Annotated in this window: 15 protein-coding genes; 9 read left to right on the top strand and 6 right to left on the bottom strand. The window is 65.7% G+C overall.

Features of this window, described 5'->3' with window-relative positions:
- Positions 1-2: 2 nt before the first annotated feature.
- The 5 genes from ACQR03_RS01060 to ACQR03_RS01040 all read left to right on the top strand — a co-directional run bounded on the left by ACQR03_RS01060 (position 3) and on the right by ACQR03_RS01040 (position 4,573).
- Positions 3-776, top strand: a complete 774-nt coding sequence (locus tag ACQR03_RS01060; protein WP_315826300.1) for an HpcH/HpaI aldolase family protein — start codon at positions 3-5, stop codon at positions 774-776.
- A gap of 241 nt (positions 777-1,017) precedes the next feature.
- On the top strand, positions 1,018-1,842 hold the full coding sequence (locus tag ACQR03_RS01055) for an acyltransferase (RefSeq protein WP_315826301.1): 825 nt from the start codon (positions 1,018-1,020) through the stop codon (positions 1,840-1,842).
- A 212-nt stretch (positions 1,843-2,054) separates the two neighbouring features.
- Positions 2,055-2,672, top strand: coding sequence for a 30S ribosomal protein S4 (rpsD, locus tag ACQR03_RS01050; RefSeq protein ID WP_011925811.1), 618 nt, complete (start codon positions 2,055-2,057; stop codon positions 2,670-2,672).
- 204 nt (positions 2,673-2,876) lie between these two features.
- Positions 2,877-3,431 (top strand): hypothetical protein, encoded by a 555-nt coding sequence (locus tag ACQR03_RS01045; protein WP_316194583.1) that lies wholly within the window; start codon positions 2,877-2,879, stop codon positions 3,429-3,431.
- A gap of 74 nt (positions 3,432-3,505) precedes the next feature.
- Entirely contained in the window at positions 3,506-4,573 is a 1,068-nt protein-coding gene (locus ACQR03_RS01040; protein ID WP_316164431.1) for a threonine aldolase family protein, read from the top strand.
- Positions 4,574-4,626: 53 nt separating this feature from the next.
- On the opposite strand, the gene ACQR03_RS01035 is transcribed toward ACQR03_RS01040, so the two are convergent.
- Both ACQR03_RS01035 and grxD read right to left on the bottom strand, forming a co-directional pair.
- Positions 4,627-5,196, bottom strand: a complete 570-nt coding sequence (locus ACQR03_RS01035; protein ID WP_316192794.1) for an O-acetyl-ADP-ribose deacetylase — start codon at positions 5,194-5,196, stop codon at positions 4,627-4,629.
- A gap of 9 nt (positions 5,197-5,205) precedes the next feature.
- Positions 5,206-5,544 carry a Grx4 family monothiol glutaredoxin gene (gene grxD / locus ACQR03_RS01030; RefSeq protein ID WP_315714830.1) on the bottom strand — a complete coding sequence of 113 codons (339 nt, stop codon included), beginning with the start codon at positions 5,542-5,544 and terminating at the stop codon, positions 5,206-5,208.
- 303 nt (positions 5,545-5,847) lie between these two features.
- On the opposite strand from grxD, the gene egtB reads away from it, so the two are divergent.
- Both egtB and egtD read left to right on the top strand, forming a co-directional pair.
- Complete coding sequence (gene egtB, locus ACQR03_RS01025; protein WP_434841539.1) at positions 5,848-7,098, top strand: ergothioneine biosynthesis protein EgtB; 1,251 nt, start codon at positions 5,848-5,850, stop codon at positions 7,096-7,098.
- A 56-nt stretch (positions 7,099-7,154) separates the two neighbouring features.
- Positions 7,155-8,126 carry an L-histidine N(alpha)-methyltransferase gene (egtD, locus tag ACQR03_RS01020; protein WP_316202227.1) on the top strand — a complete coding sequence of 324 codons (972 nt, stop codon included), beginning with the start codon at positions 7,155-7,157 and terminating at the stop codon, positions 8,124-8,126.
- Here egtD and ACQR03_RS01015 read toward each other — a convergent pair.
- Together ACQR03_RS01015 and ACQR03_RS01010 are read right to left on the bottom strand one after the other, a co-directional pair.
- Positions 8,102-9,304: a low temperature requirement protein A gene (locus ACQR03_RS01015; protein WP_315749305.1), complete on the bottom strand. Its 1,203-nt coding sequence runs from the start codon at positions 9,302-9,304 to the stop codon at positions 8,102-8,104. The two genes, egtD and ACQR03_RS01015, sit on opposite strands and share 25 nt — an antisense overlap.
- 32 nt (positions 9,305-9,336) lie before the next feature.
- Positions 9,337-9,576: a BolA family protein gene (locus ACQR03_RS01010; protein ID WP_315714834.1), complete on the bottom strand. Its 240-nt coding sequence runs from the start codon at positions 9,574-9,576 to the stop codon at positions 9,337-9,339.
- 250 nt (positions 9,577-9,826) lie between these two features.
- Here ACQR03_RS01010 and ACQR03_RS01005 point away from each other — a divergent pair, with 250 nt between their 5' ends.
- Entirely contained in the window at positions 9,827-10,192 is a 366-nt protein-coding gene (locus ACQR03_RS01005) for a DUF427 domain-containing protein (RefSeq protein WP_315749303.1), read from the top strand.
- Positions 10,193-10,274: 82 nt separating this feature from the next.
- Here ACQR03_RS01005 and ACQR03_RS01000 read toward each other — a convergent pair whose 3' ends face one another.
- Positions 10,275-10,448 carry a DUF1328 domain-containing protein gene (locus tag ACQR03_RS01000; protein WP_012045337.1) on the bottom strand — a complete coding sequence of 58 codons (174 nt, stop codon included), beginning with the start codon at positions 10,446-10,448 and terminating at the stop codon, positions 10,275-10,277.
- A 435-nt stretch (positions 10,449-10,883) separates the two neighbouring features.
- Between ACQR03_RS01000 and ACQR03_RS00995 the strand changes: the two genes are divergently transcribed.
- Entirely contained in the window at positions 10,884-12,080 is a 1,197-nt protein-coding gene (locus ACQR03_RS00995; RefSeq protein ID WP_315714836.1) for an acyltransferase family protein, read from the top strand.
- 190 nt (positions 12,081-12,270) lie between these two features.
- Here ACQR03_RS00995 and purL read toward each other — a convergent pair whose 3' ends face one another.
- The gene (gene purL, locus ACQR03_RS00990; protein WP_316175510.1) at positions 12,271-14,481 is read right to left on the bottom strand and encodes a phosphoribosylformylglycinamidine synthase subunit PurL; all 2,211 of its coding nucleotides are present in this window, start codon (positions 14,479-14,481) and stop codon (positions 12,271-12,273) included.
- Between the last annotated feature and the right edge of the window lie 61 nt (positions 14,482-14,542).

Here is a 14,542-nt window from a genome sequence, read left to right as displayed (position 1 = left end):
CGATGGCCGCAGCGCCCAAACCGCTCAACCGCCTCAAGCAGGCCTGGCGCGACAAGCGGCCGACCTTCGGCGCCATCGCCACCATCCCGAGCATCCAGACCGTGCGCATCATGGCGCAGTCGCTCGACTGGATCATCGTCGACCTCGAGCACGGGCCGATCGATCTCTCCACCGCGCACGCGATGATCACGGCCACCGCAGGCACGCCCTGCGTGCCGCTGGTGCGCATCGCCGCCAACGAGCCGCATCTCGCCAAGGCGCCGATGGACCTCGGCGCCCTCGGCATCAACTTCCCGATGATTTCCAGCCGCACTGATGCCGAGAAGGCGGTCCGCAGCGTGCGCTACCCGCCCCAGGGCGACCGCCTGTGGGGTCCGTTCCACGCCCCCTTCCGCTGGAACGTGTCGATGGCCGACTACATGGCCACCGCCGACGACGACATGATCTGCATGGTGACGATCGAGCATGTCGAGGCGGTCGAGCGGATCGACGAGATCATGGCCACGCCCGGCATCGACATCGCGGTGATCGGCCCGGGCGATCTCGCCACCTCGATCAACAAGCGCGGCCAGCTCGATGATCCCGAAGTGAAATCCCTGATCGCCCGCGCCGAGGCCGGCATCCTCAGATCAGGCGTGCCGATCGGCGGCGCCGCGCGCTCGGCCGATCAGGCCAATGCGATGATCGCGCGCGGTTACGTGGCGCTGGCGCTCGGCTTCGACTGGTCCTTGTTCCAGCGCGGCATCGCCGCGAGCTTCGAGGGGATCAAGCGCTGATTCGCGCCGTTTCGAGCCGCGCTTCATGTTTCAAACGAAAAACAACTTTGCGGAAGAAGACCATGAGGAAGAAGACGATTTTCGGTCTGTCGCCGGCCGTCCTCGGGGTCTGAGGCCAAGCCGCTCGCCTCGCCGGCGCCCTCGAACGGCGCTTCCGTAACCCGGCCTGCGGTGTTAACAGCAGCCGCCGCCGGGGAGCCGGATCAGGCCAAGCAGAACGAACGGGAGCGACAGGTCCAGGATGCGCGGAACCACCAGGCCGATTTCGCTGCACCGCCGTCTGATCATCGATCTGATGCTCGCCTCCCGTGGTGTGCCGTTCGTCTCGCTGGCCCGCACGATCCAGATCGGCCCGATGCTCGAGGCCCGCGCCGCGGCCGTCCGCCCGCCCGGTTTCGCCGCGATCTTCGTCAAGGCGTTCGCCCTGGTTGCCCGCGACGAACCGGTGCTGCGCACGCTCTACACCGGGTGGCCGCGGCGCTGCCTCTACGAGCTGCCGCGCAGCGTCGCCACCGTCACCATTGCCCGGGTCGAGAATGGCGAGGATTGCGTGCTGCCGCAGCGCGTCTCCGGGCCGGAGGCCATGTCGCTGGCCGAGATCGACGCGGTGATCCGGCAGGGCAAGGAGGCGCCGGTCGGGGACGTCGCCATGTTCCGCAAGATCATGCGGGCGACCCGGCTGCCGTTGCCACTGCGCCGGTTCGCCTGGTGGGTCGGGCTGAATTTCGGCCGCCAGCGCGCCAACTGGTTCGGCAATTTCTCCGTCACCAGCGTCGCGGCCTGCGGCGGCGGCCAGCTCCTCGCCCTGAGCCCGGGACCGTTCATCATCAATTACGACGTCGTCGGGCCGGACCAGACGATTCCCATCCTGATCCGCTGGGATCACCGGGTTACCGACGGTGCCATGATCGCCAGGACGGCGATCCGGCTCGAGCAGATGCTGAATGGGGAGATCGCGGCCGAGCTGCGGGGCCGCCCGGTTCCCGGGCGCGGGCCGGCGGACGCTGACCTGGGATGCGAGGCGGCGCGGCAGAAAATGACCATCCTGAGGGGGCCGAAAGGGTGATTTGTCGGCAAAAGCGGCGGTTGCGGTTTGACAAACCGGCGCTTTCTCGCCTAAGACCCCCCTGCTCGCGGGCCGCTTTCGGCCCGCGTTGCGTTTCGCGACCCGTGGCCTTCTCCCTTCATGCTTTGGGGATGGGCCTGTCGGTGGGCCGGATTTCCGGACACACAGGAGGGCGCGTTTCCTCAAACCCTAACTTGATCGAAGAGGACGCGATGACTAAGCGCAGTGAGGCGAAGTACAAGATCGATCGCCGCATGGGCCAGAACATCTGGGGCCGCCCGAAGAGCCCCGTCAACCGCCGCGAATACGGCCCCGGCCAGCACGGCCAGCGCCGCAAGGGCAAGCTCTCGGACTTCGGCGTGCAGCTGCGCGCCAAGCAGAAGCTGAAGGGCTACTACGCCAACATCTCCGAGCGCCAGTTCCACGGCATCTATGTCGAGGCCGGCCGTCTCAAGGGCGACACCGGCGAGAACCTGATCGGCATTCTCGAGCGCCGTCTCGACACCGTCGTGTTCCGCGCCAAGTTCGTCTCGACCATGTTCGCGGCGCGCCAGTTCATCAACCACGGCCACATCAAGGTGAACGGCCGCAAGGTCAACATCGCGAGCTACCAAGTCAAGCCGGGCGACGTGATCGAGGTCAAGGAAGCCTCCAAGCAGCTCGCCGTGGTGCTGGAAGCGACCCAGCTCGCCGAGCGTGACGTGCCCGACTACATCGAGGCCGATCACTCCAAGATGACCGCGAAGTTCATCCGCATCCCCGCGCTGTCGGACGTGCCGTTCGCGGTGCAGATGGAGCCGCATCTGATCGTCGAGTTCTACTCGCGCTGAGCTTGACCGGACCGCGGTCCGGTCCCATCTGATAATCCGAAGGCCCTGGCATGCGCCGGGGCCTTTTCTTTTTGGGCTTCTTTTCGGATGGGGCGAACCGATTCCCGAATGCCACACCTGCCACGAATTCGCCCCAACCTGGGCTGACAGCTACTCCGTCCCGTGATTCACTGTCTGCAGTTGTAAAGTAGCGGGGCGTTCGCCATGGAGTTCAACAGGCGCAATATCATCTTCGGTGCGTTGCCGACCGGTGCGGTCGGTGCCCCGCCTCTGCCGCCGTTGCGGGTGCCGCCGCTCAGCGCTCCGCCGTTACGCGCACGGACCTCCGGCGTCCGCTACCGCTTCAACGACGGCCTCTATCCCTCGACGGTCTTCGACCTCCTGGAACGCTCCTGCTGGCACGTCCAGTCCGATGCGACAGCCCATGTGATCCGCCATGTCGGGACCGGGCTCACCTTTGCCGACGCGCAGCTTCGCCACGATCCCTACGCGCTCGAGCTCCTCCACTGTTTCGACGATTCGCGCGAGCTCGCCGACGAATGGCACACCATGCTGGTCGGCTGGGCCGCGGTGAACATGGGCTGGAACATCAAGCGGCAACAGCCTGGCGCAGCGCTGCTTCTTTCACCGTCGCGACAGAGCCCGATGGACTCCTGGGTGTTCGACTGCACCGAGGCGCCGCCGCTGGTCGCCGAGCCGATCGAGAGCAAGCCGTTGCGGCGGCCGGACATCTGGCTCAACCCGCCGCGCGCGGCGTAATCGAGGAGGCGTTTTGCGGGGGCGATGCGAGTTGGGTAAGGTCCGGGTCGTGATAAGCCGAACGAGGACCGCCGATGTATTACACCCCGCCCGCGCGTGATCCCAAGGCGCCGCCCGTGCGCGTCAATCTGTTGTCGGACACGCAGACCCGCCCGACAGCCGCGATGCGCGAGGCCATCGCGCGGGCCGAGGTCGGCGACGAGCAGATCGGCGACGATCCGACCGTGCATGAATTGTGCGGCCGCGTCGCCGCGCTGCTCGGCAAGGAGGCCGCCGTGCTGATGCCGTCGGGCACGATGTGCAATGTCGCGGCAACGCTGGTGCATTGCCGCCCAGGCGACGAGATCCTGGCACACGAGACCGCGCACATCATCTCGCGCGAGGGCGGCGCGCATGCGGCGCTCGGCGGTTTCCAGGTGACGCAGTTGAAGGGACCCGACGGGCAGTTCACACCGGAGACGTTCCGCGCCGCGCTGCATCCGCGCTCGCGCTACCAGCCGCCGCAGACCGTCGTCAGCGTCGAGCAGACCGCCAATATCGGCGGCGGCACGATCTGGAAGAAGGCCGCGCTCGACGAGATCGCCGAGATCGCCAAGGCGAACGGCATGGCGACGCATATGGACGGCGCAAGGCTGCTCAACGCGACGGTTGCCACCGGCATTCCGGCGGCCGAGATGACCGCAGGCTGGGATTCGGCCTGGATCGATTTCTCTAAGGGGCTGGGCGCGCCGATCGGCGGCGTGCTCGCCGGCAGCGCCGCCTTCATCGACGAGGTGTGGCGCTGGAAGCAGCGGCTCGGCGGCGCGATGCGCCAGGCCGGCGTGGTCGCCGCGGCCTGCATCTATGCGCTCGATCATCACGTCGACCGGCTCGCCGAGGATCACGCCAATGCGCGGGCGCTGGCACGCGGGCTGTCGCAGATCCAGGGCGTCGAGGTCCAGGAGCCCGAGACCAATCTGGTGTTCTTCAAGCCGGACGGCGCCGGCGTGTCCGGCGAGACGATGGTGAGTGAATTGCGCAAGCGCGGCGTGCTGCTGGCGATGATGGACGGCCGCATCCGCGCCTGCACCCATCTCGACGTGACAGCCGCCATGATCGAAGAGACGATCGGCCACGTCAGGGAGATCGTACGCAGGGCATGAGGATCATCGCACGCGCGCCCGGCAGACCTAATGCCGCACAGGGCACGCCGCTGTCAGCGCGGCGATCCCTTGCGAGCGCGGCTCTCGACGGCCCGGCTCAACGCCTCATCGTGCAGCTCGGCACTCGCATCGGAAAAGCAGCAGAACACGATCTGCGACAGCGACGTCTCCGCGCTGATGATCTCGATCGAAGTGGCGACCGCTATCGATGCCGCACGATCCGCAGGGAAGCGGAAGATGCCCGTCGAGATCGCGGGGAACGCGACCGAGTCCAAACGATGCTTGTGACACAGCTCGATCGAGCGCCGGTAGCACGAGGCGAGCAGCTCCGGCTCGCCGCGATCGCCTCCCTGCCAGACTGGGCCGACGGTATGGATCACATGGCGCGCCGGCAGCCGATAGCCCTTGGTGATCTTGGCCTCGCCGGTCTTGCAGCCGTGGAGCATGCGGCACTCCATGACGAGGTCCGGTCCCGCCGCACGGTGGATCGCACCGTCGACGCCTCCACCACCGAGCAGAGACGAGTTCGCGGCGTTGACGATGGCGTCAACGCCGAGCTTGGTGATGTCGGCGACGATGACCTCGAATCGGGTCGCGCCGACCTTTCGGACCGGATAGCTCAGCCGGATAGCTCAGACAGAGGCCGCCGTGCCGACCGGGATGCCCTTGTCGGTGAACAGCTGCTGCAGCTCGCCGCTCTGGAACATCTCGCGCACGATATCGCAGCCGCCGACGAACTCGCCCTTCACATAGAGCTGCGGAATCGTCGGCCAGTTCGAGAACGTCTTGATGCCGTTGCGCAGCTCGGCGGATTCGAGAACGTTGAGGCCCTTATAGCCGACGCCGACATGATCCAGGATCTGCACGACCTGGCCGGAAAATCCGCACTGCGGAAACTGCGGCGTCCCCTTCATGAACAGGACGACGTCGTTCGACTTCACTTCATTGTCAATGAATTGCTCAATGCTCATCTTCGCTTCCTCTAGGGCGCCTCAAGGAACGCCTGGGGCTCGGTGCGCGCTGATCGCCACCGGACGGATTTCGTCCGCAGCCGACCGTCACTTCTCTATATGTAGCGCAAACCGTTGTTCAACCAAAGTAAAATGCCGAGGATCGGCCGGCGACCCAGGCCCCGGCCGGACCATAGGCTGACGGCAGCAATATTATAGCCGGCACGAGGGTTTCATCCCGTAACCAAGCCCCTATTTAGGACGAACTGTCGAAAGGAACTTGTTCCGTCGAACATCGTTTTCTGCTGGCAAACGGAGACCCTCGTGACCAGTTCTGCCTCCGCTACGGCCCCGATCCCCGTTACTGATGCGCTTCAGAGCAGGTCCGGCTCCCTCGCCGGGCGCCTGACCGAGGCGTACCTCGCCGTCCGGGGCGAGACCGAGCGGCGCGCGGCGCCGCTGAGCCCGGAGGATCAGGTCATCCAGTCGATGCCGGACGCCAGTCCTGCCAAGTGGCATCGCGCCCATACGACCTGGTTTTTCGAGCAGTTCGTGCTGGGCGAGTACTGCCCGGGATATACCCCTTTTCACGCCGATTACGCGTTCCTGTTCAATTCCTATTACGTCAGTGCCGGCCCGCGCCACACGCGGGGCGAGCGCGGCCTGATCACCCGCCCGGGCGTGGCCGAGGTCACGGCATATCGGCGGCATGTCGATGCGGCGATGGTGGACTTCCTGGGCAGCGCCGATACCGCCACATTGGCCGCGGTGGCGCCGCTCGTGGAGGTCGGCCTCAACCATGAGCAGCAGCATCAGGAGCTGATGCTGACCGATATCCTGCATGCGTTCGCGCAGAACCCGACGGCCCCGGCCTACGATCCATCCTGGACCTTCCCTGCCCCCACGGAAACGGGCGAGGATTGGATTCACCTCCCCGAGGGCATCCATACCGTCGGGCACGCCGGCGATGGTTACCATTTCGACAATGAGGAGCCAGCCCATCGCGCGCTCGTCGGGCCGGTAGGCATCGCGCGCAATCTCGTCACCAATGCCGAGTGGCTCGCCTTCATGGATGACGGCGGCTACCGGACCGCCACGCTCTGGCTCATGGACGGCTTCGCCACCGCCAGCCGCGAGGGCTGGCAGGCTCCCGGGCATTGGTACAAGGTCGAGGGCGAATGGCGCATCATGACGCTCGGCGGACTGCGGCCGGTCGATCCCGCTGCTCCGGTGTGCCACGTCAGCTACTACGAAGCTGACGCCTTCGCGCGCTGGCGCGGCAAGCATCTGCCGACCGAGATGGAATGGGAGGTCGCCGCGCGCGGCAACCAGCTCAACGATGCCTTCGGCATTGTCTGGCAGTGGACCCGCAGCGCCTACAGTCCCTATCCCGGCTATCGTGCCATCGAGGGTGCGCTCGGCGAGTACAACGGCAAGTTCATGGTCAATCAACTGGTGCTGCGCGGCTCATCGCTCGCGACGCCGGTGGGCCACAGCCGCGTCACCTATCGCAACTTCTTCTATCCGCATCATCGCTGGCAATTCACCGGGCTCCGGCTCGCCGACTACACCTGAGCTATCAGCATTCGTTGCCCGACAGTCGCGCGTGTGTGCGCGTCCAGGAGAGTATCATGAACGTGCACGTCAACGCGCTGCTCGACGCCCATCTCCCCGACGACAAGACGTCGGCCTTTGCGACGGACGCAGTCGCAGGCCTCGCCCAGCAGCCCAAGCAGCTATCGCCGAAATATTTCTACGATGCCGCCGGATCCGATCTGTTCGAGCAGATCACGCGCCTGCCGGAGTACTATCCGACGCGGACCGAGCTCGGCATCTTGAGGGATCGCGGCGCCGAGATCGCGGCAGTCATTCCCGACGATGCCGCCCTGGTCGAGTTCGGCGCCGGCGCCACCACCAAGGTGCGGCTGCTGCTGGAAAGCTGCCGCTTCGCGGCCTACGTGCCGGTCGATATTTCCGGCGAGTTCCTGACCGCACAGGCCGACAGCCTGCGCCGCGACTTCCCGCAGCTCGCCGTGCACCCGGTCGTCGCCGACTTCACGACGGCGTTCAAACTACCTGACGCCATCGAAGGCAAGCCGAAGGTCGGCTTCTTTCCGGGATCGACGATCGGCAATTTCGAGCCGCATGAGGCGTGCCGCTTCCTGCGCTCGGCACGCGAGATCTTGGGGACCGGCGCACGGATGATCGTCGGCGTCGACCTGGAGAAGGACGAACGTGTGCTGCACGCCGCCTACAACGACGCGGCCGGCGTGACCGCGCGCTTCAATCTCAACCTGCTGCTGCGGATCAACCGCGAACTCGGCGGCAATTTCGACCTGTCCGCCTTCGTCCACCGCGCGATCTACAATCGCGAGCAGCACCGCATCGAGATGCATCTGGTGGCGCGGAAGCCGCAAACGGTGCGGCTACTCGGCACCACCATCTCGTTCCGGGCCGGCGAGAGCATCCACACCGAGAACAGCTACAAATACAGCATCGCGCGCTTCGGCGCGCTGGCCCGCGGATCCGGCTGGAAAGTCCAGACCGTGTGGACGGATGCCGAGAAGATGTTCTCGGTTCAGGCGCTCGTCGCCGAGGCGTGAGGCTCCGGCTTCGACCGCAACGACAGCGTCTCCCACAGCGCGACGATCGCCAGTAGCGCGCTCGTCAGCGCCGAAAGCACGAGAGGCGACAGTTCGGTCGCGAACCAGCCGAGCCCGATCAGTGCGAGCAGTCCGGCGCCGTGCGACAACTGCAGGAAGCCGCGGATGTTGAACTTGAAGAGGATGGTCCCGAGCAGAAACACGAACGGACCGCCGATCGTCGTCGCCGCCATATTCAGGTCGGTATGCCCGAGGGGGTGCTTCAGGACGATCTCGTCCGACACCGCCGACACGATGATGCCGGCGACGATCGGCATGTGCAAGTAGGTGTAGGCCGAGCGCGCCATCAGCCCGGATTGCGCCGACTGCGAAATCACTTCCGATCCCGCCTCAGCGCCGCGGTTGAAGTACACCGCCCACATCGCCACCGTGCCGATGAAGGCGCTGGCGAAGGCGGCAATGTTGGCTCCGGTCCAGTCGAGCTCGGCAAAGGTCGCGCCGGTGACGACGATGGATTCGCCGAGCGCGATGATGATGAACAGCGCACAGCGCTCCGCCATGTGGCCGCCTTCGACCATCCAGTCCTCGACGGTGGAGGCACCCAGCCCGGGGACCCAGAAGCGGACGGCCGGCGACGCATATTCCAGGGTGAGCGCCGCCCCCCACAGCCCCATCCGCGCCGGGCCCTCGGCAAGGCCGCCGAGCAGCCAGAGCACGGCGGAGGCACTGAGCCAGGAGAGAATGCGGGCGGCGTTGCGGCGGACGGCAGATCGCTGCGGCGGCGTCGCGGTCAGCCAGAACGCGGTCCGGCCGACCTGCATGGCGGCGTAGGCCATGGCGAACCACAGGCCGCGGTCCTCGAACGCCCGCGGGATCGACATCGACAGAACGAGGCCCGCCAGCATCAGCGCGAACAAGAGACCTCGGACCAGCGCCTTCTCTGGATCGAGCCAGTTGGTAACCCAGGCGGTGTAGACCCATACCCACCAGACCGCAAGAAACAGAACGGCCGTCTGGGCGGCGCCGAGCGGCGAGAAATGGCCGATCAGATAGTGCGAGATCTGCGTGACCGCGTAGACGAAGACGAGATCGAAGAACAGCTCGACGAACGTGACCCGGCTGTGCCGGTTCGGCTCGATGACGCGAAACAGCGCACCACGCGGATTGTCCACCGCCATCTCCCCCGGATGAGCGATCTCCCCCTAAGCAGTCAGCGCTGGTCCGGCACCCCGGTCTGCAGGGCCAGAGCATGCAGCACGTCACCCATCTGGCCGCGCAGCGATTGATAGACGAGCTGATGCTGCTGAACGCGGGATTTGCCGCGGAACGATTCCGAGATCACCGTCGCGGCGTAATGGTCGCCGTCGCCAGCGAGATCGCGAATCGTCACCTGTGCGTCAGGGATGGCAGACTTGATCATCTGCTCGATATCGTGGGCATCCATGGGCATCCCGGTGCATCTCCTTGTGTCGGGCAGGCGCCGCATCCCGTGGACGATGTAGCCCGCAGGGCCCGCGGCTTGGCTGCACTCCCATCAGTGGCCCGCCGAGCACGGCGAATCAAGGCGTTCTCGCGGGACCGTGATGGCGAAATCTAGCGCGAACCGCTTTCGAGGTCACGCGCGGAACCACTATATACCGGGTCAAACGAGATACGTCGGACCGGGTGACGCACCCAAAAGGCTGAATCGTGAGGGCGACATGAAGCTTCCAGGACCGGATCACCCGATCACCATCACCCCCAATCCGAAACGTGTGCGGGTGATCGCCGACGGCGTCGTGATTGCCGACACCACCCGCGCGTTGACGCTGAAGGAAGCGAGCTACCCCGCTGTTCAATACGTGCCGCGGGCCGACGCCGACATGGCGGCCCTGCAGAAGACCGATCGTGTCACCCATTGTCCGTACAAGGGGGATGCGAGCTATTTTAGCGTCGTCGCCAACGGCAAGACATTGGACAATGCGATCTGGAGCTACGAGGCGCCCTTCCCGGCGATGACCGAGATCTCGGGCCACCTGGCGTTCTATCCGGACAAGGTGCGGATCGAGGAGGTCGCAGCTGATTGAACTGCGGTGACAGCCCGCCGCGCGGCCGGCACGAGGCCCATACCGGCGCGGCGGTCGTTTCGGTCACTGACCTGATGGCGTGCTACACTCTGAAAATCGTAAGCCCGAGAATCAGCAGCACGAGGAAGATCACCAGGAAGATATAGAACAGGATCCGCGCAATGTCGGCGGAAGCTGCCGAGATGCCGGTGAAGCCGAGAATACCGGCCACCACCGAGATCACGAAGAACAGCAGCGCCCATTTGAGAATAGTCACGGTATGGTCCTCCGGTTCTGCGCCGCGCCGGCGCGGCGCCTCACTAACGATGACGCGGGGAACCGGTTCCTTCGGCCATCGGTCCCGGTGCCGAAGAAATGCGCAACCCACGACAGTCCCGGCCGTAACTTCGTAGGTCGTCGGTTCGTAAGGATATCCGGAGCGGAAATCGGCAGAGTGTGTGAGAAACCGGCTTGCGGACCGCGGCACTTGCTGATTTGCAGCACCAACGACGACATCTGGTAGTCCGGCGCCGTCATTCGCTCGCTTTTGGGCGACTCCAGCGAATGGCGGTGCCAGAGGGTCACACGAGCTCATCCACTCATTCCAGCTCGCGCAGCCTTGGACGACGTTTGCATGACGCCCCGCGGCCGAAGGGGGATGCGAACGTCACATCCGCTGCACGGGCCGGGCAGCAGCGACGCCGGGGGGCGTATGGTCATATCGGTTACACAATCGGCGGCGGCCGCAAAGGTCGAGCTTCAGGCCCGCCCGCGCGCTCGGGCACGCAACGCCGCGCTCGATCACGCCCGGACATTCCTGACGCTGGTGGTGCTGCTCCACCACGCCGTGATTCCCTATACCTATTTCGGGCACACCGATCCGACGTCCTTCCTCGGTTTCGACGCCATCGTGCTGGCCACCGACAGCTTCTTCATGGCCATGTTCTTCTTTCTGTCGGGCCTGTTCGTGTGGTCGGGCCTTGCCCACAAGTCGACGCTGCAGTTCCTGCGTGACCGGCTATTGCGCCTTGGCCTGCCCTTCGCCATCGCGGCCCTGACCGTCATTCCGCTTGCCTATTACGCGATCGAGCTGCGCGCCAATCCCGACGCCCGCTTCGCTTCCTTCTGGTGGAAGACGGTCACGGTCGGCCCATGGCCGAGCGGGCCGATCTGGTTCATCTGGGTGCTGCTGGCGTTCGACACCTCGGCAGCCCTTTTGTACCGCGTCTCGCCGCGCCTGCTGGATCCGATCAATCGGCTGTCGCAGCGCGCCTTCGAGCATCCGCGCGACTTCTTCTTCGTCTTCCTGCTGATCACGGGCGGGCTCTACATCCCGTCCCGGCTCTATTTCGGCCCGACGTTGTGGTTCGAGGCAGGGCCGCTCTCGGTGCAGGCCAGCCGCGTCTTGCTCTACGCCGCCTATTTCTACGTCGGGGCTGGCATCGGCTCGGCCAATTTCGAACGCGGCCTGCTGGCCGCAGAAGGGCAGATGTCGCAGCGCGGACTCGGGGCCTGGATCGTGGTCACGCTCGTGCCCTATGCGCTGCTCTGGGTGCTCATCACGATCAAGCGCCAAGTGCTGGGCAATCCGCCCGTGTTGCCGCAATGGTACGAGGCGGCCTATGGCTTCTTGTTCGTCATCTTCAGCGCCGCGATCCTGTTTGCGATCCTGTCCTACTTCCTGAACAACCGCCGCTCGGAATTCTCCGTGCTCGATCGCATGCAGGCCGATGCCTATGGCATGTTCCTGGTGCACTATCCGATCGTGCTGTGGATCCAGTACTGGCTGTTCGACTTCGGCCTGCCAGCCATCGCCAAGGCGACGATCGCCTTTGTCGGCAGCATGCTGCTGAGCTGGGGCGCGACCTGGGTGCTCAGGCAGATTCCGGGGGCGAAGAACGTGTTGTAGGACGGTCCTGCCTCCTCCGTCATTGCGAGGAGCGCAGCGACGACGCAATCCAGACCGCATCCGCGGATGGCGTTCCTGGATTGCTACGCTGCGCTCGCAATGACGCTGGGCGAGGCCAACGCTCTCACGACGAACTCCGTCGTCGTCGGCCAGCGTGCCTGACTGTGACAGCCGTGGCGTGCATCCGGGGTCAGGCGGCTGACCCGCCCATGTATTTGGGCAGCCAGCTTTCGAATCCCGTCTTGAGCGCGGCGACCTCGACGGCACCATCGCCGGCGATCGCCAGCGCAGTGCCGCCTGTCGTGCCGATGCGCGTGCACGGCACGCCGGCGCCGCGCATCTTGGCGAGCACGCGGCCAGCCTCGGTCTCCGGCACCGTCACGAGATAGCGCGCCTGGTCCTCGCCGAACCAATAGGCATGCGGCACGATCGAGGCAGGCGCGGCCAGCAGCCGCGCGCCGATGCCGGAGGCCATCGCCATCTCGGCGAGCGCGACGAGCAGACCACCGTCGGCCAGATCATGCGCAGCTGTCGCCGTGCCCGCATGGATCATGCCGCGGACGACATCGCCGATGCGCTTCTCGGCGGCGAGGTCGACAGGCGGCGGAGCGCCCTCCTCCCGGCCGCAGACGTCGCGCAAGTAGACCGACTGGCCGAGCCAGCCATGGGTCTCGCCGATCAACAGGATCGCCTCGCCCTCGGCCTTGAAGGCGATGCTCGCCGACTTGGTGAAATCATCGAGCAGGCCGACGCCGCCGATCGAGGGCGTCGGCAGGATCGCGCGGCCGTTGGTCTCGTTGTAGAGCGAGACGTTCCCAGAGACGACGGGGAAGTCGAGCGCGCGGCAGGCCTCCGAAATGCCTTTCAGGCAGCCGACGAACTGGCCCATGATCTCGGGCCGCTCCGGGTTGCCGAAATTGAGATTGTCGGTGATCGCAAGCGGCCGGCCACCGACCGCGGTGATGTTGCGCCAGGCTTCGGCGACGGCCTGCTTGCCACCCTCGAAAGGGTCGGCCTCGCAATAGCGGGGCGTGACGTCGACCGTGAGCGCAAGCCCCTTCGGGCCATCCTGCACGCGCACCACGGCGGCATCGCCGCCGGGGCGCTGCACGGTGTTGCCGAGGATCACATGGTCATACTGCTCCCAGATCCAGCGCTTGGAGCACAGATCGGGCGTTGCGACGAGCTTCTCCAACGCCGGGATGATGTCCAGGGGCGGCTTGACCTCGCGGGCGTGGATCACCGGCAGCGCCGATGAGGCCACGTGCGGACGGTCGTACAGCGGCGCCTCGTCACCGAGCTCCTTGATCGGCAGGTCGGCCATGACGTCGCCGCCATGCTTCACCACGAACCGCTTGCTCGGCGTGGTGTAGCCGACCACCGCGAAATCGAGCCCCCATTTGCGGAAGATCGCCTCGGCTTCCTTCTCCTTCTCCGGCTTCAGCACCATGAGCATCCGCTCCTGGCTCTCGGAGAGCATCATCTCGTAGGCGCTCATGCCGATCTCGCGGGTCGGCACGGCATCGAGATCGAGATCGACGCCGAGGTCGCCCTTGGCGCCCATCTCGACCGCCGAGCAGGTCAGGCCGGCCGCACCCATGTCCTGGATCGCGATCACGCAATCGGCGGCCATGATCTCCAGGCACGCCTCCAGCAGCAGCTTCTCGGCGAAGGGGTCGCCGACCTGCACCGTCGGGCGCTTCTCCTCCGAGGAATCGTCGAACTCGGCCGAGGCCATCGAGGCGCCGTGGATGCCGTCGCGGCCGGTCTTGGAGCCGAGATAGACGATCGGCATGTTCACGCCGGAAGCCGCCGCATAGAAGATCTTGTCGGCGTCGGCGAGGCCGACCGCCATGGCGTTGACCAGGATATTGCCGTCATAGCGGGTGTGGAAGCGGGTCTGGCCGCCGACCGTCGGAACGCCAAACGAGTTGCCATAGCCGCCGATGCCGGCCACCACCCCGGACACCAGATGCCGGGTCTTGGGATGCTCCGGCGCGCCGAACGACAGCGCGTTCAGGCACGCGATCGGGCGTGCGCCCATGGTGAACACGTCTCGCAGGATGCCGCCGACGCCGGTGGTCGCACCCTGATACGGCTCGATGTAGCTCGGGTGGTTGTGGCTCTCCATCTTGAACACGACGGCCTGGCCGTCGCCGATGTCGATCACGCCGGCGTTTTCGCCGGGGCCCTGGATCACCCAGGGCGCCTTGGTCGGCAGTCCCCGCAGATGGATGCGGGACGACTTGTACGAGCAGTGCTCGTTCCACATCGCCGAGAAGATGCCGAGCTCGGTGAAGGTCGGCACCCGCCCGATCAGCTTCAGGATGCGCTCATATTCATCGGGCTTCAGCCCGTGGGCGGCGACGAGCTCGGGGGTGATCTGCGGTTCATTGCGCATGGAGAAATGCCTTTGCCCGTGGGCCGCTGGTCCCTTGAAGCCTGCTTCATAGAAAGATCGC

Origin of the sequence: Bradyrhizobium sp. HKCCYLS3070 (genome assembly GCF_051167575.1) — a bacterium.
Lineage (GTDB): Bacteria > Pseudomonadota > Alphaproteobacteria > Rhizobiales > Xanthobacteraceae > Bradyrhizobium.
This window is presented reverse-complemented; position numbering and strand designations above follow the sequence as displayed.

Coding starts and splice junctions, on each gene's coding strand:
- ACQR03_RS01060 (WP_315826300.1), top strand. CDS start 3: ATGGCCGCAGCGCCCAAACCGCTCAACCGCCTCAAGCAGGCCTGGCGC.
- ACQR03_RS01055 (WP_315826301.1), top strand. CDS start 1,018: ATGCGCGGAACCACCAGGCCGATTTCGCTGCACCGCCGTCTGATCATC.
- rpsD (WP_011925811.1), top strand. CDS start 2,055: ATGACTAAGCGCAGTGAGGCGAAGTACAAGATCGATCGCCGCATGGGC.
- ACQR03_RS01045 (WP_316194583.1), top strand. CDS start 2,877: ATGGAGTTCAACAGGCGCAATATCATCTTCGGTGCGTTGCCGACCGGT.
- ACQR03_RS01040 (WP_316164431.1), top strand. CDS start 3,506: ATGTATTACACCCCGCCCGCGCGTGATCCCAAGGCGCCGCCCGTGCGC.
- grxD (WP_315714830.1), bottom strand. CDS start 5,544: ATGAGCATTGAGCAATTCATTGACAATGAAGTGAAGTCGAACGACGTC.
- egtD (WP_316202227.1), top strand. CDS start 7,155: ATGAACGTGCACGTCAACGCGCTGCTCGACGCCCATCTCCCCGACGAC.
- ACQR03_RS01015 (WP_315749305.1), bottom strand. CDS start 9,304: ATGGCGGTGGACAATCCGCGTGGTGCGCTGTTTCGCGTCATCGAGCCG.
- ACQR03_RS01010 (WP_315714834.1), bottom strand. CDS start 9,576: ATGCCCATGGATGCCCACGATATCGAGCAGATGATCAAGTCTGCCATC.
- ACQR03_RS01005 (WP_315749303.1), top strand. CDS start 9,827: ATGAAGCTTCCAGGACCGGATCACCCGATCACCATCACCCCCAATCCG.
- ACQR03_RS00995 (WP_315714836.1), top strand. CDS start 10,884: ATGGTCATATCGGTTACACAATCGGCGGCGGCCGCAAAGGTCGAGCTT.
- purL (WP_316175510.1), bottom strand. CDS start 14,481: ATGCGCAATGAACCGCAGATCACCCCCGAGCTCGTCGCCGCCCACGGG.